We start from the raw sequence: 25,949 nt of genomic DNA, 5'->3' as shown, positions 1-25,949 counted from the left end.
GTGCGGCACAAGAGGCAAAACCTGCGATGACGATCCACTTTGATTTCGCCAAGCTTAGCGCGCCGGAGCGCTACAAGTTGCTTTGTGGTCTCGTTGTCCCGCGACCGATTGCGTTGATCACAACCATTTCCGAGGCTGGTGTGGTCAATGCCGCGCCGTTTTCGTTCTTCAATGTGTTCTCCGAGAAGCCGCCGCTGGTGGTGGTCGGTCTGCAGGCCAGGCCCGACCTGTCGGTCAAGGACACGACCCGCAATGTGCGTGCCAATGGGTTGTTTGTTATCAACATGGTGGATGAGGCCCTCGCCAACGATATGGTCGATTGTTCGATCAGCTTTCCATCTGACATCGGTGAACTGGATGCCTTGCAGCTCCCAATGACGGCTGGCATCAATGTGCCGGTCCCGCATTTGGCGAAGGCGCCTGCGGCACTGGAATGCCGAAAAGTGACAATGATGAACTTTGGCGCAGAACGCGACCTACTGGTCGGAGAGGTCCTGGGCATTCAGGTTCGCGATGGTGTTGTCGACCCCGTCACCTTGCGTACGGACTATGATCACTATCTTCCGGTCGCACGCATCGCGGGAACCATGTATGCACGGATGCAAGATCGGTTCGAGATCAAACCTGACAGTTTAGACACTTGGCAACTCCGCAACCCCCGCTGAGGGAGGTTTTGTCCGCGGAGTGCGTCGGAATGCCGGTGGTAGTTCTCTGCGCGTTCGATTAACCGTCAGAGGTGAGAAATTGCCGCTCCTGCGGTTGCATGGGATATGACTGCTGGATGTATCGGAAAACCATCATTGTTGTCGCGTGGACTACACTTGCATTGATTGCTTTTGCGACTCTGTCACCGATCGGGCTGCGGCCGCATTTTGGCGGCGTCAGCCTTGAGCGCTTCGGCGCATTCGCACTCGTGGGCCTTTTGTTCGGTCTCGCCTATCCCCGCCATCTCTGGCTTGTTCTGACGCTCGTTGGGGGGGCGGCAGTCGGGCTGGAGGTGCTGCAACATCTGACGCCGGACCGCCACGGCGAGGTGCGGGATGCGCTGGTCAAACTTGCAGGTGGCGTCACCGGCATCGGGATATCGCTCGCGCTCCATCAGACCTTAAAGCGATTTATCACCTTAGGTTGAGAATGACCTGAACTGCCTCACTGAGGTACGTCAGCTTTTCCGCGAATCGCGGTTGCTGAGTTCCAGCCTGTGAAGCGCTATCTCGATGCTTTACATCTCGCGGCTTTAAAAAAAACACGGTAGCGTTCTACCCGCGCCCCCTCTTTGAGATTGCTAATGGCAGAAATCACACATGCCTCGTCGTGAAAGTACTTGGCATGTGTAAAAAGACACCGATACAACTTGAAGGAAGGTGTATGCCGTGGCGTCTACAATTTGGACGAGCCCAAGAAACGTTTCGGCCAGATTGATGTAGATGGCCGATGACTTTGGTGTGACGTCTCGAAGCGGACAATTCCGTTGCGTGGAGAAGACGTCGATCTCAAAGGACAACGTATTATGCATCGGCGGTACCAGCATTCGAGCATCCCGACCGAAATCATGCGATCGGTTGTCGGTATTTCCGAAGCCGGCAGCATCACCAAGGCCGCGAAGCTGCTCGGCCTGAGCCAGCCGGCCATCAGCTCGCAGATCAAGCGCATTGAGCACGCGGTCGGCGGCAGTATCTTCCAGAAGTCTGCCAACGGCTCATCGACGACAGAACTCGGAAAGCTCGTTCTGATCCAGGCCAGGAAGATTTTGGAGGCGAACGACCAGTTGCTCTTGCTGCGTGGCGCTTCGCCCGAAGATCAGACCATCCGGCTTGGCCTGACCAATTTCTATTCGCAACGCGCAATGGAAGGGATGAGCAAGGCGGCGATGAGCAATGTCTGCATCTATTCGGATAATTCGGCCGAGATCGCGAAAAGCATGCTCGACGGCTACGTCGATGTCGGCGTGTTCCTCAGTATCTCCGAAATACCCGGGGATGCGGCCATCGATGTCATCGCGCAGCGCGACGATGAATTGACTTGGGTTCGATCCAGGGATTTTACGTTAAGCCCTGGCGCGCCCATTCCGTTGCTGACCTGGCCGGGGCAGATCGTACATAACGTCATGATTCAGGCGCTTGAGCGCAAGGGAATGATCTATCGTATCGCATTTTCCAGCCCGGACTATCATGCACGGATCGAGGCTGCGAAGGCGGGCATCGGTTTGACCCTGCTGCCAACGGTTCTGATCCCGGCGTCGCTCTTGGCGGCCAATGAGTATTATCTTCCAAAGCTGGCGATACCCAAACTCGTGCTATGCGCGCGCGAGGGTATTCGCAAGAAACACAGCATTCTAATAGAGGAACTACACGTTAAATTCTTCGGTATATAGTTCTCTCATCAGCGCGCGTATCAGAAAACATGATCACCTCATCAAATCCAATGCCATCATCCAACACAATGCAGGCATTGGAGATGATTGATCCCACCAAGTGGTAGCAGAAGTTGTATAGGTAGTTTTCACGTGGTCTTGCGAAGCTCAGCGCATGTTGAGATTCGATGCCGGCATGAAAAAACTCCTATCGTGTCGACGCGGTTCTTCCGCAGTCGAATTCGCGATGCTGCTTCCCGTCTTTCTGTCGATCGTTTTCGGCATCGTCGTCTTCGGGTCATATTTTGCAGTCGTTCACGGTGTTCAGCAGCTTGCTGCCGAGGCAGCACGTTCCTCTGTCGCCGGGCTGACCGAGACCGAACGTGGCTCGATCGCATCGATCTATGTCACGTCGAATGCCGCGACTTATCCGCTGATCAATGCGTCAAAGCTGAGCGTCAATGCGGCGACATCGTCGTCGAACGCGAACGTCTTCGTGGTCACGGTCAACTACGACGCGTCGACCATGTTCATCTATTCACTTCCTTTCGTGCCGATGCCTCCATCGCAAGTCTCGCGATCTGCCGCCATTCCCTACGGAGGGTTTTGAGCGATGGAACCGATGCGCGCACTTCTCAAGAGGTTTCGCGCCGACCAGCGCGGAAATATTGCCATCATGTCTGCGGGCGGCATGATCCTGGCCGTTTGTTGTGCTGCACTGGGTGTCGATATCGGGACCATTGCCGCCGATCGTCGCAAGACGCAGGCTGCCACGGATCTCGCCGCGATCGTTGCGGCCAGCAACTTAAGCAATGCGACAAACGCAGCAAAGGCGGCGGTCACCAGCAATAACTATCCAGCAAGCGCTCTGGTCGGTGTAGAACTCGGAACTTACACAACCAATTCCGCCGTCGCTGCGCAAAGCCGCTTTGTCACGCCAGCGACTGGAACAGCCAATGCGGCGCGGGTCAGTCTTCAGACGGCGACGCCCCTCTACTTCAGCCATTTCTTTACCGGCAGCAACAATTTCACCATCAAGACAACGGCGACCGCAACAACGACGGCCATCGCGTCGTTCTCGATCGGTTCGCGATTGGCATCGTTAAATGGCGGTTTGTTGAATAGTGTTCTCGGATCAATGCTGGGCACGACCCTGTCGCTGTCAGTCATGGACTACAATGCGCTTCTTGGCGCGCGCATTGATGCTTTCACCTTCCTCTCAGCGCTGGCGACGCGCGTCGGTCTGACCGGTGTGACTTATGACACGCTGCTGAATTCGAACATCAAGATCGGGGACGTTCTTGCCGCGGCGCTGAGCGCGCAGCAGGCTACCAATGGCAGCGGCACCGCGACCACCGCACTCTCGACGATATCGCAGGCTTCGGCATCCGTGACGACCAAGATTGCGCCTGGCAAGCTGATCGATGCGGGCCCCTACGCGAACCTGATCGTGGGCGTCAAGCCGAAAGACGGTGTGAGCATCTCGCTTTACGATTTGCTACAGGCAACAGCTGGAATCGCTAACGGCACCAACCAGATCGCCACATCCGTCAATCTAGGTCTGCCGGGCATTGCCAGCGCATCACTGACGGCGACCATTGGCGCACGGCCACAGGGATCCGGCTGGATTGCCGTGGGCACGCAGGGCGTCAGTGTTCATACAGCTCAGACACGTGTGCTGCTATCCATCCAGTTGATCGGAAGTGGTTCGGCGTCATTGGTCAATCTACCGGTTTATGTAGAGGTCGCGCCGGGCACAGCGACGCTGAACAAGGTCAGTTGCGGCTATCCCAACGTCAATACATCGAGCGTCACGCTTGGCGTTACGCCGGGCATTGTCGATGCATGGATAGGTAACGTTACTGTAGCCGACCTCAACAATGTTGCGACCAAGCCGAATCCAGGGCCGGCACCGCTTGTGAATCTCCTGGGTATTCCAATTGTGACGGCAAAGGCCCATGCGGGCATGGGCAACACCACGCCGGTCAGCGTCAATTTCAGCTATTCGGATATCACGTCGCAGACGAAGAAGACCGTAAACACGACAAACTTCACGTCGTCCCTGACGGGCAGTCTGCTTGGCGACCTCAACATCAGTGTTCTTGGACTGGGTTTGGCGATCCCGGGTCTTGGTGGACTCGTCACCAGCATCATCAGCGGGGCAACCAGTTCAATCGATCAATTGCTGGCGGCAACGTTGGCAAGTCTCGGCGTCGGAATTGGACAGGCCGATGTGTGGGTATCCGGCATTCGCTGTGACGGCGCAGTGTTAGTGAACTGAATCAGTAACGCGTGAACTTCAATGCCAGCTTTAACAGAAGAGGACTGATAAAATGGGATACGAAGCCGCAATGAACCGCCCCAACGTTAATCGCAAGCGCTCGGTTGTCGTCTCGAAAAAACGCACTAGCGTCAGCCTGGAAGACAGCTTCTGGGCCAGCCTGCAAGCGATCGTTCGCATGGAGAATACCACTATCGAGCACTATATCGAGAAGATTGAGCGCAAGCGCGAAACACCAAATCTATCATCCAACCTGCGTATCGCTGTGCTCGAGTATTTTCAGCAGATTGCTGCACGCAGCTTGACAGCCGGTACGGCCGATCAACCGACGGCGAGCAGCAATGCCAAGCCCCATGACAACCACAACCAGCTGGCTGAAAAGGTGGCGGCCTATTGGGGGCGTGAGGGATCACAGAATCAGCAGCTGGTCGACTAGGTCAGCTGCTCGAACCTTCCAGTTTATTTGATTTGAGAAAACGACGCGCAGTGCCGCGCGACGTCGTTCGTCGACTATTTTACGACAACGGCCGTTTTGGCCACGGAGCGACAGATGTTTAACCGACAGAGCAAGACTGATTTGCAGAATGCGTTGGCGCAAGCGACCGCCATCAGTCGCTCCCAGGCCATCATAGAATTCAATCTCGATGGCACGATCATCAAAGCGAATGAGAATTTTCTCAAGGCGCTCGGCTACACGCTCGATGAGATCAAGGGCAAGCACCACAGTATATTTGTAGAGCCTGCCGTACACGAGAGTGTCGCTTATCGGGAGTTCTGGGGTAACCTTAACAGGGGCGAATTTCAGGCAGGGCAGTTCAAGCGGGTCGCCAAAGGCGGCAGGGAGATCTGGATCGAGGCCTCCTATAACCCGATCATGGACAAGAGTGGTAAGCCGTTCAAAGTCATCAAATTCGCTACAGATATCACGGCGCAGAAACTCGAAAGCCTCGAAGCTTCCGGAAAAGTGATCGCGATCAGCCGTGCGCAGGCGGTTATCGAATTCAATCTTGACGGAACTATCATTACCGCAAACGAGAATTTCCTGAACACGCTTGGTTACGCGCTGTCCGAAATACAGGGGCGGCATCACAGCATGTTCGTGGAAGCCGGTGAACGCGATGGCGCAGCCTACCGGGACTTCTGGGCGCGGCTCGGCCGGGGTGAGTATCAGGCGGCCGAATACAAGCGCGTCGGCAAGGGTGGCAAGGAAATCTGGATTCTCGCGACCTATAATCCGATTCTCAATGATGCCGGCAAGCCGTTCAAGGTTGTGAAATTCGCGACCGACGTGACCCAACAAAAGTTGCTGGCCGCTGATAGCAACGGTCAGATGGCGGCTATTCGCAAGTCGCAGGCGGTCATCGAGTTTCGCATGGATGGCACCATCCTGACGGCAAACCAGAATTTCCTTGATACGGTCGGTTACACGATCGACGAAATCCGGGACCGGCATCACAGCATGTTTGTCGATCCGATAGAGCGATCTGGCGCGGCCTATGTGGAATTCTGGGCGAGCCTCAATCGCGGGACCTATCAGGCCGCGGAATACAGACGCATCGGAAAGGGGGGCCGGGAGATCTGGATCCAGGCATCCTACAATCCGATTTTCGATCTCAACGGCAGGCCGTTCAAAGTGGTTAAATACGCTGCCGATATTACGGCGCAGGCCATGGCCCGCCTGAAAGCTGAGCGCGCTCGTTCCTTGATCGAGTCGGTCGCTGCCGGCAGCGAAGAGATGAATGCATCGATCCGCGAAATCTCCGAGACGATGGTGAAGTCCCGGCAGACGGCAGAATCCGCGGTGCAACAGGTGGAGACGGCGGACATCCAGGCGCAGCGGCTCACCTCGGCTGCACATGCCATGGGAGGCATCGTTGGGCTCATCGGCGACATCACCGGCCAGATCAATCTGCTCGCCCTCAATGCGACCATCGAATCGGCTCGCGCCGGTGAGGCGGGGCGGGGCTTTGCGGTGGTGGCCGCGGAGGTCAAGAATTTGGCCAACCAGGCCAAGCAGGCGACCGACAAGATAAGCAGCGAAATCGAGGCCCTGAACGGTATCTCCGGTGACGTGGTTGGCGCACTGGTCTCGATCAAGCAGGCGATCGAACATGTTAACGAGTTCGTGACCTCGACGGCGGCGGCCGTCGAAGAGCAGAGCACTGTGACCAGTGATATGTCGGACAACATGCAGCGCGCGGCATCTGAACTGGCCTGATGCGCTGAATTTGTACGGCTTTGTTGGATCATCCGCGATTGTGCTATCAATTGCGGATGATCCTGCCGTTCAATGCCGCCACCCGAACAATGATCGAGACGCGCCTGGCCGCATTCACGCGGATCGACAAGGGCCAGTACGCTTCGGGGCTGAAGCATGCGGCGGTGGCCCTTGTGATGGTTAAAGCGGCGACCGAATTGGAGACCTCGCTGTTGCTGACGTTACGCGCGTCCGGTCTGCGCGCTCACAGTAATCAATGGGCGCCTCCTGGCGGTCGCTGCGATCCTGGTGAGACACCCGTGCAGGCGGCAATCCGCGAGTTGCGTGAGGAGCTCGGTCTGCAGCTCACGCAGGATGATGTCATCGGCGTCCTCGACGATTACCCGACCCGCTCCGGCTATCTGATCACGCCTGTCGTCATGTGGGCGCACGACAGCGTTCAATTGATGCCGAACCCCGATGAGGTCGCCTCGGTTCATCGCATTGCGCTGTCGCAGATCGCGCGGCCGCAGGCGTTCGATTTCGTTGCCATTCCCGAGAGCGACCGGCGCCTGATCCGCTACAGCCATTTCGGCCACTTTATTCACGCGCCAACCGCCGCGCTGATCTATCAGTTCAGCGAAGTTCTTGCGGGGCGCACCACCCGTGTGGCCGAGCTGGAGCAGCCGGTCTTCGCCTGGAAGTGATTCTGCTCCCCGGCGCGACGTGTCAGCGCAGGCAGTGTCCGGCCTTGGAAAGACATTGTTCACCAAACTCATCCAACGTCATTTTAAGCGGGGTATGTTTGACCCGCCTGGGACGGGCGCGGGGCGGCGTCCCGCCTCATTCCTCTGCATGGCCGGCTATGCCGGCTGACATCTCGACAGGTCTCATGTCTCATTTGATTCGCACCTTTACTGCCACTGTCCCGCTCGCGGTATTTTTGTTCATGCCGGTCGGTTATGCGCTGGATTCCGCCCAATTACCGGCAGGCGTTGCCAATGCGATGGCGCAGGGCGCCTCGCCGCAGGCCGTCGCAGAATACCGACGCAAGCTTGCGGAATATCAGGAAGCGCGCGCGGCCTTCGATCAGGAGGCCGGTGCCTATTGGGATGCAATCTCTGAGAAGCGAAAAATCCGCAATGCCAAGCGCCGCGACCGCCAGCAGATCACGCTGAATGACTACGTGCTGGAACAGGCGCCGCTTTATGAAGGACCAAAACGTCCGGTGAATCCGGAGCCCGAGGATAGCGATCCGCGCGTCCGCAAGGATCTTCCGGTGGTGGCGGATTTCCTCGCGGCGGCGAGGGAGCAATTTCAGTTCGTGCCGCAGCGGCCTGCCAATGAGATGGAGTTCAAGCGCGCTTATGCTCGTGCCGCCCTGCAGGCCGGGCTGACACGCGACATTGCGGTACGCGTCTATTCCTTCGAGACCGGTGGCAATGGCGGCCATGACATGCAGTCGGGCCTGAACCCGTCACGTCCGGGGTCTCGCGCGATCTCCACCGCTATCGGCTACAATCAGCTGCTCACAGCCAATACGACGACGCTCGTTGCCGAACAGGGGCCTCAGATTTTGAAAGTTCTGACCGAGAAGGCATCGGCGCTCTCGGGCCCGCAGCGTAAGGCGATGGATCACAAGATTGCGGTCTTCAAGCGCATGCAGGCGACTGTGCGCACTGTTCCGCAAAACTGGAGCGCTCTTGAGAAGCTTGGCACGACCCCGCAGGGCTGGGCCATGCACGCGCTGGTGCTGGACATGGATGTCGGCCCGCAATTGCAGGTCCACAAACTACTGACGTCAGTGAATTTTGCCCGCGCCCGCGGGTTTGATCGCCCGCTCAGCGCAGCCGAGCTTGAGATGATGAATCTCACTGGCGATGGCAACGGCTTCGATATGCTGACCATGCCGCTGGCGATGCGTGAACAGGTGCCGACGGCGAACTTCTTCCAGCGTGGCGGGTATGAGCGCAATCCGGTGGCGATCCGCCACAATACCGTGGCCAAGCTACTCGCAGTTACCAATGCGCGAATGGACAGCAACAGCAATCTGCCAGGCGCAAAAGAATTGGCCGCGGCTTTTTGAGCCACGGCCAATCTAAGCCTTGTGATGTGCGCTCTCTCGCCGGAGAGCGGCTGGGCTTATGAGTTGCCTGGATTGAAATCGTCGCTTGGTGCTTCTGCCGGCGCGCCAGCTGCAGCAACGTCGGGGCGAGGACCGTGCGGACGGCGGCGACGACGCGGCGGGAAGCGCTCTCCACCAGCATTCTGTTCGAAGCCGCCTGGAGCAGCACCCGGCTGAGGCTGCGCACCACCCGTGATGAAAGAAGGCAGACGATCGACACCATCGCCGACCGGCATCATCGGCTGCGGTTGCGGCTGATATTGCGGCTGGCCCTGCGGCTGATTCGGCTGACGGTGTTCGCGATTATTGTTCTCGCGGGGCTGATAGGGCTGTTCGCCGCGCTGCTGATAGGGCTGACCACCCTCACGCTGCGGAGGCTGCTCGCGCTGCGCAAAGGGCTGCTGTTGTACCGGCACGAAACCGGGCTCGGCACCGAAGTTCGAGTAGCTCTCGCTCTCGTCATCGTTGTCCTCAGGCGGCATCTCGTTTTCGGTGCGCGGTTGCGGCTGATTCTGCCGGAACTGCTCCTGCGCGGCGGCGATCAGGCGGAAATAGTGCTCGGCGTGCTGATAGTAGTTCTCGGCAGCAACGGGATCGCCGGAGCTGCGTGCATCGCGGGCGAGCTGGACGTACTTCTCTGCGACGTGGGAGGCGGTACCGCGGATCTTGATGTCGGGGCCATTCGATTCGAAGACCCGGGTCATCGGGTTCTGGCCGCGCCGATTGTTATTGTTGTTATTATTATTGTTGTTGCGGTTGTTGTTGTTCCGCATCCGCTTGTTGTTGTTGTTCTGACCGTTTCGCATGTGTCGCCTTCAGTTATCGATCCAGAGTGTCACAGAGCTATGTTTCAAAGAGATGATTGCCGCAGCACATTGCGGGATGCGGACGCGTGAAGCGCCCGAATCGTCGTGCAGACCTTTGCTGCATCGATCTTGCCGTCATTCGCGTTCAACAAAGACGCGTTCCCCAACCGCCCGCTGACCATGCCAGCCGGACCAAATCACCCACCTGCCGAAACAAGGTCAGGCTTCTGTGCGTGAAGTTTAAAGCGCAATATCAGGCTTTCGTTCGCTTTGCGGTCGCGAGCAGCGCAGCTCTCTCAGCCATCGCGCTCAACCAAACCTGCCTGTTGGAACCTTTCACCCGGACGGGCTCTCTAGCGAGAATTCTGGCTTCCTGCCGTAAATCTACGGGGCGAGCCAACCCTGAACCGATGTTGTGACGGGAAGGTAGTCGCTCCCCGGGGATATTCCAAGTGGTTTTTTCTGTCGCAAGAAGGCTTTATCGGGGCTTTTTTTGTCCCGATACCGCCCTGCGAATGCCGCCCAGATCGGCTTTGGCCGGCACCGGCAGGGTTAACCCGGACACCGTCATCAGACCGGCGACATCGTCGCTTTGGTCGTGGCCCACCTCGACCACCAGGAGGCCGCCGGGCACCAGCAACCGGGCGGCTTCGGGGGCGATGGCTCGATAGGCATTTAGTCCGTCTTTTCCACCATCCAAGGCGCGGAGCGGGTCGTGGTCGCGCACCTCGATGTCGAGGTCGGCAATGTCGGCCGAGGGAATATAGGGCGGATTGGAGACGATTAGGTCGAAGCCGCCGGTCAGGGCTGAGGCATAGTCGCAGACAGCGAAATGGGCGCGCTCGATCAAGCCGAGTTGCGCAGCGTTGGAGCGAGCCGTTCGCAGGGCGTCGAGATTGATATCGGTCGCAATGCCGGTGGCGTTGGTTAACTCCGAAAGCAGCGCCAGCAGGATTGCGCCGGAGCCTGTGCCGAGATCGGCGATCACAAGCGGACGGTCACGCGGACCTGTCGCATCGAGAAGTTCGAGCGCCGCCTCGACGAGGGTTTCGGTATCGGGACGGGGCACCAGCGTGTCGGGCGATAGCTGCAGCGGCAGACCCCAGAATTCTTTCACGCCTAGGACACGGGCCACGGGTTCGCCATCGAGGCGGCGCTGTGCGAGGCGGGCAAGTTGGGCCGCTTCATTGGACGTCAAGATGCGATTCGCAGCCGAGATCAACCCGGTCAGATCGAGTCCGAGCGCGTCGCCTGTCAGCAAGCGCGCGTCGAGTTCAGCGGAATCGATGCTGTGGGTGCGGAGCAGATTGGTCAATGAGCGTCGTGCGTCCTCGACGCTCTGTCCGGCGAACATGTCGCCGGCGCTCACGCCGCGTCGCCCTGGGCAGCGAGTTGTGCAGCCTGATGCTCTGTCGTCAGCGCATCGACCAGTTCGTCCAATGCTTCGCCGGCAATCACCTGCGGCAGCTTGTAGAGCGTGAGATTGATGCGGTGGTCGGTGACGCGGCCCTGCGGGAAATTATAGGTGCGGATGCGCTCCGAGCGGTCACCGGAGCCGACCTTCTCCTTGCGCTCGGCCGAGCGGGCGGAATCGATACGCTGCTGCTCGGCGTCATAGATGCGCGAGCGCAGGATGTTCATCGCCGAAGCGCGGTTCTTATGTTGCGAGCGGCTGTCCTGCATCATCACCACGATGCCGGTCGGGATATGCGTGATGCGGATCGCTGATTCGGTCTTGTTGACGTGCTGGCCGCCGGCGCCCTGGGCGCGCATCGTGTCGATGCGCAGGTCGTCCTGCTTGATGTCGATATCCACTTCTTCGACTTCGGGCATGACAGCGACCGTTGCCGCCGACGTGTGAATGCGCCCCTGAGTTTCCGTATCGGGCACGCGCTGCACGCGGTGTACACCGGATTCGAATTTCAACTTGGCGAAAGCACCGCGGCCCTTCACCTCGGCGATGATTTCCTTGTAGCCACCCATGGTGCCTTCGGACGCCGAAATCACCTCGACCTTCCAGCCGGCCAGTGCCGCAAAACGCTCATACATCCGGTACAGGTCGCCGGCGAAGAGTGAAGCCTCGTCGCCGCCGGTGCCGGCACGGATTTCCAGCACCACGTTGCGCTCGTCCATCGCATCCTTCGGCAACAGCGCCACGCGGATTTCCTGCGCCAGCGCCTCGATGCGTTCTTCCAGCGCCGGGCGCTCGGCCTGCGCCATCTCGCGCATCTCCGCATCGGTCGAAGTATCGGCGATCATCGCATCGATATCTTTGATCTCTGTAAGCGCACCGCGATAGGTCTTCACCGCGTCGATTAGGGGATTGAGCTCGGACAGCTCGCGCGTCATCCTCACATAATTCTCAGCGCTGACCTGACCCATCAGTTGTGCCTCGAGCGAGGCATGATGGGCGAGGAGAACGTCGAGTTTGGCTTCAGGCAGCATGGACATGGGGACGTCTCGGAGATCGCAGAAAGGGAAAGGTGCGTCGTGCGGGCAAGAGCCTCGCTACAACGACAGTCCCTCGGCCTCAGCGAATTCGGTGAGCTTCTGCCGAATCGAGACGCTGCCCGAGGGGGCGTCGAGCAGTTGTGTCATCAGCGCCTCGGCCTTTTTGGCATCGAGGTCGAGAATCATTGCCTTCACGGGGCCATGCGCGGTGGCCGACAGCGACAGCGAGCGATAGCCCATGCCAATCAGCGCCAGCGCGCCGATCGGCTGCGAGGCCATCTCGCCGCACAGCGAGACGTGACGTTTGGCGGCGTCGCCCTTTTGCACGATCTCACGCAGTACGCGCAGGATCGGCGCCGACAGCGTATCGAAGCGTTCCGACACCTTGGCATTGCCGCGGTCGACAGCGAACAGGAACTGGAACAGGTCGTTGGAGCCGACCGAGACGAAGTCGACCTTCTTCAGGAGTTCGTCGAGCTGATAGACCAGCGCAGGCACCTCGATCATGGTGCCGACATCGATTCGCTCGGGTAGGGCATGACCGTGCTGGCGCAGATAGGTCAGCTCGCGTTCGATGATTGCCTTGGCCTGATCGAATTCGGCCACTTCCGAAATCATCGGGAACATGATGCGCAGCGCACGCCCGCCGCCGGCGCGCAGCAATGCGCGGATCTGGCCGCGCAGCAAGCCGGGTCGATCGAGGCCAAGACGGATCGCGCGCCAGCCTAGCGCCGGGTTCTCCTCGACGATGGTCTCCATGTAGGGGAGCGCCTTGTCGCCGCCGATATCGAGGGTGCGGAACGTCACCGGCTTGGGGCCGGCAGCATCGAGCACCGCACGATACAGCGCCAGCTGATCGCTGGAGCGGGGCAGGCTTTCCCCGACCATGAATTGCAGTTCGGTGCGGAACAGGCCGATGCCCGCCGAGCCGGTATCGTCGATATGCGGCAGGTCGATGATCAGACCGGCATTGATCAGCAGGTCGACCTTCTGGCCGTCCTTGGTTACGCAGGGAAGGTCGCGCAACGCTGAATACTGCGCCTGTCGCCGTGCGCGGAAACGCACGCGTTCAGCATAAGCGGATTCGATCTCGGCGGAGGGCCGAATATAGATCGAGCCCGAGGTGCCATCGACGATGACGGCGTCGCCTGGATCAGCAATGCCCGGCGCATTTGCGACTTCGCCGATCGCGGGAATGCCGAGCGCGCGCGCCACGATCGAGACATGCGAATTAGCCGTACCTTCCTCCAGCACCAGGCCACGCAGCTTCTTGCGATCGTAGTCGAGGAGGGCGGCTGGGCCCATCGCACGTGCGATCAGGATCGCATTGTCCGGCATCTGTTCGCGCGACGGCGCGTGATCCTGGCCGACCAGCTGCCGCATCAGGCGATGGCCGAGATCTTCAAGATCGTGCAGGCGGTCGCGCAGATAGGGATCGGTGGAACGCAGCATGCGCGCACGGGTATCCGACTGCACGCGTTCGACGGCGGCTTCGGCGGTGAGGCCCGTGGCGACCGCTTCGTGCAGCTTGTGCGACCAGCCGTGGTCATTGGCGAACATGCGATAGGCTTCGAGGACATCGCGATGCTCGCCGCCGTCGGCGACGTCGCCGCGTTCCAGCATGCGGTCGAGGTCCGAGCGCAGCTTGGTCAGCGCGGTGTCCAGCCGTTTGATTTCCTTCGGCAGGTCTTCGGCGATGTAATTGGTGATGACGACGCGCGGCTCGTGCAGCACTACATGTCCGAGCGCGATACCATCGGAAAGGATAGCGCCGGTCTTGTGCAGGGAATGCCGCGCAGCGGGCTCGGCGCCCGGCTGCGCCAGCGCCGATAGCTCGCCGGAGGCGATCATCTCGGCCAGCACCATGGCGGTGGTTTGCAGTGCCTCGACTTCTTCCTCGACATAAGTGCGCTTGGCGCGATTCTGCACTACCAGCACGCCGAGCGTATTGCCGGCGCGCAGGATCGGCACGCCTAGGAACGAGTGATAGATCTCTTCGCCGGTCTCCGGGCGGAACGAGAACGCCGGATGGCTCTGCGCGTCGTTGAGATTGAGCGGCGTGGCTTCGGAGGCGACCAGACCGACCAGGCCTTCATGGGAGCTCAGCACGGTCTGGTGGACGGCGTCGCGGTTGAGGCCTTCGGTGGCGTAGAGCTCGAGTGTATTGTCGACGCGCAGCACGTATGTCGAGCAGACTTCCGCCACCATATTGGCGGCGATCAGCACCACGATCTTGTCGAGGCGTTCCTGAGCGCTGACCTGCTCCGCCATCACTTCGCGGAGCCGTCTCAGCAAGACTCGGGGGCCACCCGACGCGCTCCGCATGTGCCGACACCCTCCCCACGAGGCCGACACCTGACAAAAGCCGTGCGCCGACGCTAAGCCTCAGAAAACAATAGAATTTGCACCGCCGCGCAACAAGAGGCGCAGCGACAGAACCGTATCAGATTGTCCGAAACGGCGCCCTCAGCCGCGACGGCTGCCCATGCAGGCCGTATAGCCAATTGAGGCGAGTTTTGCCAAGCAAAACACCTGCCAGACAAGAAACACACCGTTCACATCAAAATAACGGATGTTTCAGGAAAAATTTTCTACGCTTTGTCGAGACCATACAGCGTGTGCAGGGTGCGAACCGCCAGTTCCGTATAGGCTGTATCGATCAGGACGGAGAACTTGATCTCGGACGTGGTGATTGCCCGGATATTGATCTGGCGCTCGGAAAGGGCGGCAAAGGCTTGCGCGGCGACGCCGGCATGGCTGCGCATGCCCGATCCAATCACCGAGACCTTGGCGACATCGGTCGCGCTGTCGATGCGGGCATAGCCGATTTTGGCCTTGGCCGCCGTGATGGTCTCTTTGGCACGGGCATAGTCGGTGGCCGGGACGGTGAAGGTCAGGTCCGTGGTCTTACCGTCTTCGGAGACGTTCTGGACGATCATGTCCACATTGATGTTGGCTTCGGCCAATGGCACGAAGATCGAGGCGGCGACGCCCGGCTTGTCCTCGATCTGGCGGACGGAAATCTGGGCCTCGTCCTTGGAAAAGGCGATTCCGGTAACGACGTGGCTTTCCATGATTTCCTCCTCGCTGCAGATCAGCGTGCCCGGCGGGGTGCCGTGCGGGTCGATGTCTTCGGGTTTGTCGAAACTTGAGCGCACGAAAATCGGCATATTGTGGGTCATGCCGAGTTCCACGGAGCGGACCTGCAGGACCTTGGCGCCCTGCGACGCCAGTTCCAGCATTTCCTCAAACGCCACCTTGTTCATGCGTTGTGCCTTCGGCACGACGCGCGGATCGGTGGTGTAGACGCCGTCCACGTCGGTATAGATGTCGCAGCGGTCAGCCTTGACGGCGGCGGCAATTGCCACTGCCGAGGTATCGGACCCGCCGCGGCCGAGTGTGGTGACGCGGCCGGTCTCGGCATGGATGCCCTGGAATCCGGCGATGACGGCCACTTCCTTGCGCTCCTTGAAGCGCTTGATGAGCTTGTCGCCGTCGATCTCGTCGATTCGGGCCGAGGCATGGGCGTCCGACGTCTTGATCGGGATTTGCCAGCCCTGCCAGGAGCGGGCCTGGATGCCGATGGTCTGCAGTGCGATCGCCAGCAGGCCGGCGGTCACGAGCTCACCGGACGCAACGATGGCGTCGTATTCCCGGGCGTCATGCATCGGCGACACTTCGGTGCACCAGGCCACCAGTTCGTTGGTTTTGCCCGACATCGCCGACACCACGACCGCGACCTCATGACCGGCATCGACCTCGCGTTTGACGTGCTGCGCGACGTTGCGGATGCGGTCGATGTTGGCGACGGACGTACCGCCGAATTTCATTACGAGCCGGCCCATGACGAGTGGTGCATTCCCTGACGACAGTGGGTAAAGATACCGCGCACTACGCACGCGGGCGAAAACGCGCGTATACATAGCGGCGAGGGTGGGGGCAAGCAACCCGGGCTCCCGGTCCCTTAGAACGCACCGAGACAGGGCATTTTGGACGGTTTATGGGGCGCTATATCGACGATATCCTGCAGCCGGGCGAGAAGGTGCTGTATTCCAGCAACTTGCACTGGGTGGTCTATGTCCCGGCCATCGCGGCCTGGATTGTCTCCGCGGCTTTGCTGGTCCTGACGCGTTACGCGATCAACGAAACCCTTGTTCTGCTCTGCCTGGCATCTTCGGCCGTAGTGGCCTTCGCGGCGCTGTACTGGTCGATGAAGGGCTGGTTCCAGCGCTGGACGACCGAGACGGATGTCACCACGCTGCGGGTCGTGCACAAGGAAGGCTTCATCACGCGCAAGACTTTCGAGATCAGTATCGACAAGGTCGCGAGCGTCAGCGTCAATCAGAGCATTCTGGGACGCATCTTGAATTATGGTGACATCGCCATCGAGAACATGGGTGATGATGAAGAAGTCATCAAGATGATCGCGTCGCCACTCGCATTTCGCAGCCACATCACAGCGCGATAGGACAACGGCTCCACAATGGCCATGCAATCCAGCTATTCCGATGCTTCCGCATCCTCCGTCGATGCCAGCGAAGTCGCGAAATTCTCGAAGCTGTCGGAGGAATGGTGGGATCCGCGCGGCAAGATGGCGCCGCTGCACAAGATCAACCCGCTGCGCCTGACCTATATTCGCGACGCCGCCTGCCGCAAGTTCGATCGCAATGTCCGCAGTCTCAATTGCCTGAGTGGCTTGCGCATGCTCGATATCGGTTGCGGGGCTGGTCTGCTGTGTGAGCCGTTCACGCGGCTCGGCGCACAGGTGATCGGTATCGATCCCTCCGCCACCAATATCGCCGCCGCCAAGTTGCACGCAGACAAGGGGCATCTGTCGATCGATTATCGTTGCACCACCGTCGAGGAGATGGACGTGCGTGAGCGCTTCGACATCGTGTTGGCGATGGAAGTGATCGAGCATGTGGTCGATGTTGGTGCTTTCCTCGATCGCTGCGCGTCGATGCTGAAGCCCGGTGGCCTGATGGTGGTCTCGACGCTAAATCGAAACTGGAAGAGCTTTGCGCTCGGCATCGTCGCCGCCGAATATGTGCTGCGCTGGCTGCCACGCGGGACCCATCAGTGGGACAAGTTCGTCACGCCGGACGAACTCGCGCATCATCTGTCGCGCAACAAGCTGGAAATCACCGAACAGTCAGGCGTGGTCTACAATCCGCTCGGTGACCGCTGGACGCTGTCGTCCGATATGGACGTGAACTATATGGTGGTCGCGGAAGAGGTGTAGCGTTTCAGCTTCTGCCTGCTTCAGCCTCGCCGGCGCGTCAAACCCCGTTGAGAATAATCACCGTCGGTGCCTTGGGCAGCGCATTGAGTGATATTGTCAGCGTTTGGGCGCTGCGCTGGTCGATTTCGAAATCCTTTCCGATCTTTGTCATGAAGTCGCTGAGCGGTGTCATGAAGCGATGCATGGGCAGCACCACCGAGGCGCGCAGCCGCTTGGTGATCTCGGATACGCCGTCGAGGGACATTGTGTAGCTGCCATCGATCGGCACCATCACGATGTCGAGCCGGCCGATCGCGGCGAAGTGGCTCTCGTCGAGCTTGTGATGCAGATGGCCGAGATGGCCGATGCACAGGCCGGCAACCTCGAAGATGAAGATCGAATTGCCGTCCTTCACCATCTCGCCGCCGGCGTCATCGCCATAATAGCGGCGGATGTCCGTCGTGACGTTGCGGATCAGCACATCGCCGATGCGCTCATGGATCTGCGCCGGCTGTCCACTCTCGCCCCACCCATGCAATACCGTCTTGATGCGCGGGTCGGGATACAGCGTGTAATGGGTGCTGTGGGCCCGGTTCATCGTCACCACATCCGGGACGCGATCGAGCTTGTAGATGCCGTTATAGTCGGTGGCGATAGTCACGCCGCCGGGTGTGTCGATGTAATAGGTGGAGTGCCCGGCATAGGTGATGGAGACTTCATCGGCCTTCGCAGCAGTCCGACGCAAACTGACTGGAATTGCGAGTGGTGGCCGTGTGGCCATTGCCAGACACTCACTGCCGCGCGGGGCATTTTGCGCGAGTGCTGGGGTAACAACCCAACTCATTGCCCAACAAGTCAGGGTGCCGAGGACTACAGGCAGAAATCGCAGCATGATGCGGCAGTCTCCGAATGCGCTTTGCTTCAATGTATCGCCAAAAGCGGACGCTGCAATGCTGGTTGTGGCGCCGGAGACTGCCCAAGATCGCGGCGCATCGCACGATGTGGATGCCCGGGTGCCGCGATGGAATAGTCGCCACGCTGCAGGGATTGACACGTTGTCTAAGGTAAGATGGTTGGGTAGATCTTGTGATCACTACCGTGAGCATTGCAGTTGTCATCCAATTCAGCCCAGCCCTGGGAATTCGTCAGCCGCGATGATCGTGTTGCGGCGTCGCAATCGGGTTGGGTGTTTGACACTGCGATGCTGCTGCTGACGCGGCCACTTGATGCGGCGATTGCCGAGATACTCCAAGTCATAGGCGTGGAGGCCGAAGCAGATCGCGCATGGATGTTCGAATACGATGCCGACCATCTGCGCTTTCGCAACACCCATGAGTGGAGTCGCGGCGGAGTCGGATCCTTTGTGCAGGATTTACAGCATGTGCCGGTCACAATGATCGGCTGGCTGCATCAACGGCTAATCCTGGGGCAGGCTGTGATGGTCAATGACATCGAGGCACTGCCGCGCAGCGCCGGTGCGTTGCGCGCTGAGTTTATCAGGCAGAACAACAAAAGCGTACTCAGCGTGCCGGTGTTTCATAACGGCAGGCTCGTCGCCTGCATCGGTTTCGATGCCGTCGAGGCGCCGCGCCGGTGGTCGGATGAAATCGCTGATCTGTTTCGTTGTGCCGATCTCATCGCGGCGGCGCGCTATGGCCGGTCGCCGATCACCTCTGGTGTGGAAGATTCGCAGGCTGCGTATCCCGCGCTGATCTACCTACGTCGCGCGCATGGCATTCTCGGCACGCCATTAACCGAAATCGTCGGCCTGCGCTCGTCGAGAGACTATACCGAGGTGTGGCTGGTAGATGGCGCGATGGTGCTCGATCCAAGGCCGCTGACACAGTGGCTGGGCCTGATCCCGCCGGGCTGGTTCGTTCGTATTCATCGCACGGCCGTCGTCAATCATCAGTTCGTGCGCGAGGTCGTGCGCCGGTCGAGCGGGGCATGGCAATTGCGCTTGCATGATTATGAAGACCATTGGCCGGTGTCGCGCGCCGGCCGAGCTGAGCTACGTGCGCACCTTGGCGTTTGAACGACACCAAGCGAGATGAATGCGAGCACGTTAGCGACTCACATTCCACGTGCCGATTGCTATCAATCGCATGCTGATCACGACTTAACAAACCGTTAGCGACGTCAGTGTGTTGAGTATTTTTCGCGTTGTGTGTTGCTACGTTTCAACACGCGAAAAACCTGCAGGGCGTTCGTCGAACCTATAGGTCGATTCGTCGATCTTTGATTGCGACTCGTCATGCGATCGCGTGTCTCATGGAACTTCGCTCGCGTGGATCTGCGAGCTGGAGTTGGATCGTGAAGCTCCCGGTATTTTCAGTCGTCAGCGCAGCGTGCCGCAGCGGCTCGAGTACGAGCAGCGGCACCGGCGCGCGCCGTGCTAACACATTGATGTCGTCGACAGCGATGACGCTGTCGTTGCTGTCGCTTGCGGGTCCGGTGCTGATGGTCGCGGCGATTGCCTCGTCGCAAGCGGTTCATGCGCAGGCTTCGGGCGTCGGCGGAAATGGCGGAGCGCATGCATCTAGCAATCCGAAAGCGGGCGGAATAGGCGGTGTGATCGACCCCGCCAATGGAGGCGGCGGCGGCGGTGGCGGCGGCAGGAATGCCAAGAACGAGTCGCTGAAGAACGCTTATATCGGCAATGGCGGTAAGGGGGGCAGTGGTGCACATGCCAGTGGAGGAGGAGACGGCGGCCAGGGTGGAAACCTGGGCTTCAACGGTTCGCAACTCCCGGGCGGCCAAATCCAGGGAGGCGCGGGATCGCCCGGGAAGCGTCCCCAGCGGCTCAAGGGTGGAGATGGCAGCAACTGGTTTCATGGAATGGGCCATGACGGCGGCAGTGGCGGCGGTGGCGGCGGTGGCGGCACCGGCGGGATATTCAGCGGGTCGTTCGTTCCCGGCAACCAGTTCATTGCGGGCGGCGCAGGTGGCAGTGGCGCCGCCGCCGCCGATGGTGGCGATGGTGTTGTGGCGTATTACGGAACCTTCATGGCCCCCGGCTACGGCGGCGGCGGTGGCGGAGGAGGAGGTGGCGGCGGCGGTGGAATAGGACTCTACGCATCCGGACAAACCCTGGAATCGCTCGCGTCCGCTATCAAAGGCGGTTCGGGCGGTTGGGGTGGCGCCGGCGGCAATGGAGGCACGGGCGCGCCGGATAGTATCGGTAACTATTGCCCGGGCGGACAGCCGCCCTGCATCACCACCGCGACCGACGGCGGCGTCGGCGGCGATGGCGGCAGTGGTGGCAATGGGGGCAATGGCGGCGCCGGCATCGTCGTCGAAAGCGCGCGCATGACCGTCATTAGAAGCGGCGCCTCGGTATTCGGCGGGATCGGCGGGACCGGCGGGGCGGGTGGATCGGGCGGCCAAGGCGTTTCTGGCGGCAATGGTGGCAATGGCGGCGCTGGTGGTACTGGCGGCACCGGCGTCGTGTTGGTGAGCCCCGGTACTGTGCGCGTCGAGAATGGCGGACTGGTGCAGGGCGGCGATGCCGGAGCGGGCGGGACAGCCGGTCCGGGCGGCGGCGGCTGGGAGCTCGGCAGTGGAAGCAGTGGTCACGCCGGTGCGAATGGAACGGCGGGAGTCGCCATCCTTGGGCAGAGCGCCGGCATAACGGTCGTTGCGGCCGGGACGATCGAGGGCGGCCGAAACGTCGACGGATCGCGCGCTGCGGCGATTCTGTTCACCGGCGGCGGCAACAGGCTGGAGCTATGGTCCGGCGCGAACATTACAGGCGATGTCGTCGTCGGCCCGGATGCGAGCAATCCCAATATCTTTGCGCTGGGTGGTTCTCAGGACGGGACTTTTGATCTCTCCGCGCTCGGCACCAAGTATCGTGGCTTCTCGGCGCTGGAAAAGAATGGCGACGCTGGCTGGACACTTTCGGGCATATCGACATCCTTCGCCGGTGATCTGCGCGCCAATGCCGGCACACTGAGTTTCGCCAGCGACGCCAGACTGACGACGGCCAATGGCTATATTGGCTATGACAGCGGTACCGATGCCAATGTCACCGTCTCTGGCCCAGGCGCATCGTGGCTCAATACCAATCTGTTCGTCGGATATCGCGGCAACGGCTCGCTCCTGATTGCCGATGGCATGCATGTGACTGCAGCGACCGCTTCAATTGGCAACGATGCGTCTTATGTCACGCATGGCACGGTGAGGGTTGATGGCATCGGGTCGACGCTCGATGCCCAGACCCTGAAGATCGGCGCAGCGTCCGTCGGCGCGCTGACGGTGAGTAATGGGGGCGTTGCGAAAGCGCGTACGATTCAAGTAGGCGCCTCTGGTGTCAGCGGTGCGTTGAGTATCGGATCCGAGCCCGGGGCGGCGGCTCTGGCGCCTGGTGTTGTGACAGGCCCGGTTGAACTCGCACAAAGCGGCACGCTCAATTTCAACCATACGAGCGGCGACTATCTCTTCAATAATCTCATCACCGGCAATGGCGCGATCAATGTGCTGTCAGGCACCACGATCCTGTCCGGCCGCAGTGCTGCTTTCACGGGCACCACGGAAATCCTGAGCGCAACGCTTGGCGTGACCGGACAACTCGGCGGCACGGTTAATGTCGATGCGGGCGGACGCCTCACCGGCAATGGCTCCGTCGGAGCAACCACGGTGCTCAATGATGGCACGCTCGCGCCTGACGGCACGGGTCGTCTGACGGTGAACGGCAACCTGTCGATGCTCGCCGGCAGCGCCTTTGATTTCAACCTCGGCCATTTTTCGAACGGCGCAGCCTCGACGAGGTCAGCGAGCGTCTTTGCAAATGGCGATGTTTCGCTCCACGACGTGACGTTCAATATCAGTGGTACGGGCGAGCCTGCGGTCGGTTACTATCGTATGATCAACTACACCGGCGGTTCGTCAATCTCCGGACTGACCATCGGCACGACGCCCCCGATCTCGGGACTGTTTCCCGTCACCTATTCGATCGACAGCTCGCGGCTGCATGTGGTCGATCTCATTGCTTCGCCCAACGGCACCGATATCCTTCAACGTTGGGATGATGCGTCGAGCGGCACCGCGGGTGGCAGCGGAACCTGGAATGCGCTCAACAACAATTGGTTTGATTTGGCCGGCGTTGCCAATACCCAGTGGGGATCCATTTATGGCGTCTTCAATGGCCCGGGCGGCACGGTCACGATAGATGGATCGCAGAAATTCTATGGACTGCAATTCGTCGGCGGTCTCTACAACCTTGTTCAAGGCACTGGCGAACTGCGGCCAACCGCGCTGGGCGGTTCGGACGGTATTGGTGAGCTGCGTGTTCTGTCCGGCGAGACGGCGACAATTTCGGCTCCGATTGTAGGCGCTGGTGGTGTGAACAAGACGGGTGGCGGCACGCTCGTGCTCGCCGGCACCAGTACCTATACTGGCGGCACGACCATCAGCGGAGGCTCGCTGCAGATTTCGTCGAATGCGAATCTCGGCGCTGCAACCGGCGGTCTCACCTTCGACAACGGCATCTTGCATACGACTGCAAACATCGCCTCAGCGCGGAACGTATCGTTACTCGGCATAGGCGAGATCGATACCGACGCCGCAACGGCGCTGGTGCTCACCGGTACGGTGTCCGGCACCGGCAGCTTGATCACGGCCGGCGACGGCACTCTGATGTTGGCCAATACCAACAGCTGGACTGGCGGCATGCTACTCGAAGCTGGCACGCTGCAGCTTGGCGCTTCCGGTGCACTGCCCAACGACAGTGACGTGATCGTCTATGGCGGCAAGCTCGATCTCAACGGTTACAATACCACGACGCATTCGCTGATCGGCTTCGGTGGTGAGATTGCGCTTGCAAGTGCACAACTGACGCTCAACCAGGCAAGCGATACGGTCATCGCAAGCACCATCACCGGTGTCGGCGGCAGCCTCGTGAAATCCGGCAGCGGCACGCTGCTGTTGTCTGGAGCGAATACTTACACGGGCGGCACGACAGTTTCCGGCGGCGCCGTTGCAGTTCTCGCGGACGCCAATCTCGGCACGGGCACGCTGACGCTCTCGGGTGGCACGCTGCTGACGCTGGCCGATATCACGTCCGTGCGAAGTATTGTGCTTTCCGGCAGCGGCACAATCGAGACGCTGTTCGGTACGACATTCACGACTACAGGAAGCGTCTCGGGCGCCGGCGCCTTGACCAAGGATGGCTGGGGCACGTTGGTTCTGGCAGGCATCAGCTCTTTCAGCGGCGGCACGACGATCAATGCCGGCACGCTGCAGATCGGCAATGGCGGCACCACCGGCACACTGTCCGGCAACGTCACGAACAATGGTATTCTGGCATTCAACCGATCCGATAATTTCTCCTATAATGACGTCATCTCCGGTCCCGGCGCTTTCATCCAGGTCGGGGCGGGCCTTACAGTGTTTAGCAATGATAACACCTACCGCGGTGGCACGTTGATCTCTGCCGGTATGCTGCAGCTCGGCACTGGCAGCACAGCGGGCTCTATCATTGGCGATGTCATCAATAATGGCACGTTCCAGATTTTCCGTTCCGATGTCTACACATTCGGTGGCACGATCACGGGAATCGGCATGTTCCGGCATGTCGGCACCGGCACGATGGTCCTGACGGCAGACAATACTTACAGCGGTGGTACGGAGATCACGCAGGGCATTCTGCAGATCGGTGATGGTGGTTTCACAGGATCGATCATCGGCAATGTCATAAACAATGGCGAACTTGTCGCGAAGCGCGACGGTCTGCTGACATTGGCGGGTGCCATCTCCGGCAGCGGTTCATTCACGCAGAGCGGCTTGGGCATTACGCGCCTCGACGGACTCAATAGCTATACGGGCGCCACCGACGTCAAGGCCGGAACGCTCAGCGTCAACGGCTCGATCGCCGCGTCGTCGATGGTGAGTGTCGAACGCGGCGCGACGCTCGGCGGCAACGGCATCGTCAGCACCACGCAGATCCAGGATGGCGGCATGCTGTCGCCGGGCAATTCGGTCGGGCTGCTGTCAGTACAAGGCAATCTGACATTTGCCGCGGCTTCGAGCTACATGGTCGAAGTATCTGGCTCGGCGGCGGATCGGACCAATGTCACAGGCACCGCGTCGCTCAACAATGCAGGCGTTCGCGTCAGCTTCGATCCCGCGGCCTATGTGCGTGAACGCTATACCATTTTGAACGCCGCAGGCGGCATGACGGGCACGTTCAGCCCGAATATCGTCAGCGACGAACCACCCTCGTTCATCACGACGCTGAGCTACGATGCTCAAAACGTCTATCTCAATGTAGATCTGAAGCTGACTGGTCTCAACATCAATCAGAACAACATCGCCTCGTCGCTGAATGCCTATTTTGGCAGCCATGGCGGCATCCCCTATGCGCTCGGCGCGATGGCGCCGGAAGATCTGACGCAATCGTCGGGCGAACTCTCGACCGGCGTGCAACAGAACACCGTGCAGGCCATGACGCAGTTCGTGGGCGTGCTGACCGATCCCTTCGCTGCCAATCGCGGCCTCGCAACCGTGAACACAGCTTCGAATGCCTTCGCGACGGCCGATCGTTCACCGACGCACTGGCGCGACGCCTACGGTGCGATCACCAAAGCGCCACCTGTGGCGGTGAGCTTCGAAGCGCGCTGGAACGTCTGGGCTGCGGGCTTCGGTGGTGGTCAGGCGACCGACGGCAATACGGTCGTTGGTTCGCACAATAGCAGTAGCCGGATCGGCGGCATTGCCGTCGGTGCCGATACCTGGCTGTCGCCACAGACGCTTGCCGGCTTCGCCGTGGCTGGCGGCGGCACCAGCTTCGGCTTGTCGGATAATCTCGGTTCAGGTCATTCGGACCTGTTCCAGATCGGTGGCTTCATCCGCCATCACCAAGGCCCTGCTTATATCACAACTGCGCTCGCCTACGGATGGCAGAACATCACTACGGAACGGCTGGTGACCATCGTCGATGCAGACCGGCTGCGCGCGAACTTCACCGCGCACGCTTTCTCGGCGCGCGCCGAAGCTGGCCGTCGGAGCGTGCTGCCGTGGCTTGGCGGCGTGGGTTTGACGCCTTATGCCGCGGGCCAGGTTACGAATATCGACCTGCCAGCCTATGCAGAGACGCTTGTCTCCGGCGGCAATGATTTTGCGCTCAGTTACACCGGACGCAACGTCACTGCCATGCGTAGCGAACTTGGTCTCCGCACCGACAAGTCCTTTGCGCTGGATGGCACGCTGCTCACGCTGCGTGGTCGCGCCGCTTGGGCGCATGATTTCAACCACGATCGCGTCGCGCAGGCCTCGTTCCAGTCGCTGCCTGGTGCGAGCTTCGTCGTCAACGGCGCGGCGATGGCGCCCGATGCGGCACTGACCAGCGCGAGTGCGGAGGTCATGCTCGGCAGCGGGCTGTCGGTCGCAGCGACGTATGAGGGCGAGTTCTCCAACCTCACCCGCAGCCATGCCGGCAAGGGCGTCGTGCGCTTCGTCTGGTAAGCCACGTCCGAGGCGGTCGCGATCGCATCGCAGGCATGGGCGCAGGCCGCTT

19 protein-coding genes are annotated in these 25,949 nt (G+C 60.2%); 13 read left to right on the top strand and 6 right to left on the bottom strand.

The annotated features are described in order from the left end of the window. Positions 1-26 precede the first annotated feature (26 nt). From AC1DUY_RS23455 to AC1DUY_RS23415, 9 genes are all read left to right on the top strand, one after another. On the top strand, positions 27-665 hold the full coding sequence (locus AC1DUY_RS23455; RefSeq protein ID WP_120287366.1) for a flavin reductase family protein: 639 nt from the start codon (positions 27-29) through the stop codon (positions 663-665). A 116-nt stretch (positions 666-781) separates the two neighbouring features. Continuing rightward, entirely contained in the window at positions 782-1,132 is a 351-nt protein-coding gene (locus AC1DUY_RS23450) for a VanZ family protein (protein WP_478117476.1), read from the top strand. A gap of 339 nt (positions 1,133-1,471) precedes the next feature. Continuing rightward, positions 1,472-2,374 carry a LysR family transcriptional regulator gene (locus AC1DUY_RS23445; protein ID WP_478117474.1) on the top strand — a complete coding sequence of 301 codons (903 nt, stop codon included), beginning with the start codon at positions 1,472-1,474 and terminating at the stop codon, positions 2,372-2,374. Between the two features lie 154 nt (positions 2,375-2,528). Then, the gene (locus AC1DUY_RS23440; RefSeq protein ID WP_478117472.1) at positions 2,529-2,963 is read left to right on the top strand and encodes a TadE/TadG family type IV pilus assembly protein; all 435 of its coding nucleotides are present in this window, start codon (positions 2,529-2,531) and stop codon (positions 2,961-2,963) included. 12 nt (positions 2,964-2,975) lie between these two features. After that, positions 2,976-4,634 (top strand): TadG family pilus assembly protein, encoded by a 1,659-nt coding sequence (locus AC1DUY_RS23435; RefSeq protein WP_478117470.1) that lies wholly within the window; start codon positions 2,976-2,978, stop codon positions 4,632-4,634. A 52-nt stretch (positions 4,635-4,686) separates the two neighbouring features. Further along, positions 4,687-5,070, top strand: coding sequence for a ribbon-helix-helix domain-containing protein (locus tag AC1DUY_RS23430; RefSeq protein ID WP_439059977.1), 384 nt, complete (start codon positions 4,687-4,689; stop codon positions 5,068-5,070). A 114-nt stretch (positions 5,071-5,184) separates the two neighbouring features. Further along, positions 5,185-6,852: a methyl-accepting chemotaxis protein gene (locus AC1DUY_RS23425; RefSeq protein ID WP_439059976.1), complete on the top strand. Its 1,668-nt coding sequence runs from the start codon at positions 5,185-5,187 to the stop codon at positions 6,850-6,852. A gap of 56 nt (positions 6,853-6,908) precedes the next feature. Continuing rightward, positions 6,909-7,538, top strand: a complete 630-nt coding sequence (locus AC1DUY_RS23420; RefSeq protein ID WP_093757488.1) for an NUDIX hydrolase — start codon at positions 6,909-6,911, stop codon at positions 7,536-7,538. Between the two features lie 242 nt (positions 7,539-7,780). Beyond that, entirely contained in the window at positions 7,781-8,917 is a 1,137-nt protein-coding gene (locus AC1DUY_RS23415; protein WP_478117643.1) for a hypothetical protein, read from the top strand. 56 nt (positions 8,918-8,973) lie between these two features. On the opposite strand, the gene AC1DUY_RS23410 is transcribed toward AC1DUY_RS23415, so the two are convergent. The 5 genes from AC1DUY_RS23410 to AC1DUY_RS23390 form a co-directional block, all read right to left on the bottom strand. Next, positions 8,974-9,762 carry a DUF4167 domain-containing protein gene (locus AC1DUY_RS23410; protein ID WP_478117467.1) on the bottom strand — a complete coding sequence of 263 codons (789 nt, stop codon included), beginning with the start codon at positions 9,760-9,762 and terminating at the stop codon, positions 8,974-8,976. A gap of 478 nt (positions 9,763-10,240) precedes the next feature. Beyond that, on the bottom strand, positions 10,241-11,116 hold the full coding sequence (gene prmC, locus AC1DUY_RS23405; RefSeq protein ID WP_478117641.1) for a peptide chain release factor N(5)-glutamine methyltransferase: 876 nt from the start codon (positions 11,114-11,116) through the stop codon (positions 10,241-10,243). Positions 11,117-11,127: 11 nt separating this feature from the next. Continuing rightward, positions 11,128-12,213, bottom strand: a complete 1,086-nt coding sequence (gene prfA, locus AC1DUY_RS23400) for a peptide chain release factor 1 (protein WP_478117465.1) — start codon at positions 12,211-12,213, stop codon at positions 11,128-11,130. 57 nt (positions 12,214-12,270) lie between these two features. After that, positions 12,271-14,538, bottom strand: coding sequence for a phosphoenolpyruvate--protein phosphotransferase (ptsP, locus tag AC1DUY_RS23395; protein ID WP_089267721.1), 2,268 nt, complete (start codon positions 14,536-14,538; stop codon positions 12,271-12,273). Between the two features lie 266 nt (positions 14,539-14,804). Beyond that, positions 14,805-16,058, bottom strand: coding sequence for an aspartate kinase (locus AC1DUY_RS23390; protein ID WP_089267720.1), 1,254 nt, complete (start codon positions 16,056-16,058; stop codon positions 14,805-14,807). Between the two features lie 155 nt (positions 16,059-16,213). Here AC1DUY_RS23390 and AC1DUY_RS23385 point away from each other — a divergent pair, with 155 nt between their 5' ends. Both AC1DUY_RS23385 and ubiG read left to right on the top strand, forming a co-directional pair. Then, complete coding sequence (locus AC1DUY_RS23385; protein ID WP_120287359.1) at positions 16,214-16,681, top strand: PH domain-containing protein; 468 nt, start codon at positions 16,214-16,216, stop codon at positions 16,679-16,681. 15 nt (positions 16,682-16,696) lie between these two features. Further along, positions 16,697-17,455 carry a bifunctional 2-polyprenyl-6-hydroxyphenol methylase/3-demethylubiquinol 3-O-methyltransferase UbiG gene (gene ubiG, locus AC1DUY_RS23380; RefSeq protein ID WP_175368066.1) on the top strand — a complete coding sequence of 253 codons (759 nt, stop codon included), beginning with the start codon at positions 16,697-16,699 and terminating at the stop codon, positions 17,453-17,455. Between the two features lie 37 nt (positions 17,456-17,492). On the opposite strand, the gene AC1DUY_RS23375 is transcribed toward ubiG, so the two are convergent. Further along, positions 17,493-18,326 carry an MBL fold metallo-hydrolase gene (locus AC1DUY_RS23375; protein ID WP_478117461.1) on the bottom strand — a complete coding sequence of 278 codons (834 nt, stop codon included), beginning with the start codon at positions 18,324-18,326 and terminating at the stop codon, positions 17,493-17,495. A gap of 309 nt (positions 18,327-18,635) precedes the next feature. Here AC1DUY_RS23375 and AC1DUY_RS23370 point away from each other — a divergent pair, with 309 nt between their 5' ends. Together AC1DUY_RS23370 and AC1DUY_RS23365 are read left to right on the top strand one after the other, a co-directional pair. After that, positions 18,636-19,469: a LytTR family transcriptional regulator DNA-binding domain-containing protein gene (locus AC1DUY_RS23370; protein ID WP_478117459.1), complete on the top strand. Its 834-nt coding sequence runs from the start codon at positions 18,636-18,638 to the stop codon at positions 19,467-19,469. Between the two features lie 278 nt (positions 19,470-19,747). Beyond that, positions 19,748-25,897, top strand: a complete 6,150-nt coding sequence (locus AC1DUY_RS23365; protein WP_478117457.1) for an autotransporter-associated beta strand repeat-containing protein — start codon at positions 19,748-19,750, stop codon at positions 25,895-25,897. The last annotated feature ends 52 nt before the right edge of the window (positions 25,898-25,949 follow it).

The organism is Tardiphaga sp. P4_G1 (assembly GCF_056401215.1).
Note: the sequence above shows the minus strand (reverse complement) of the source record. Positions and strands in the feature narration are given on the sequence as shown.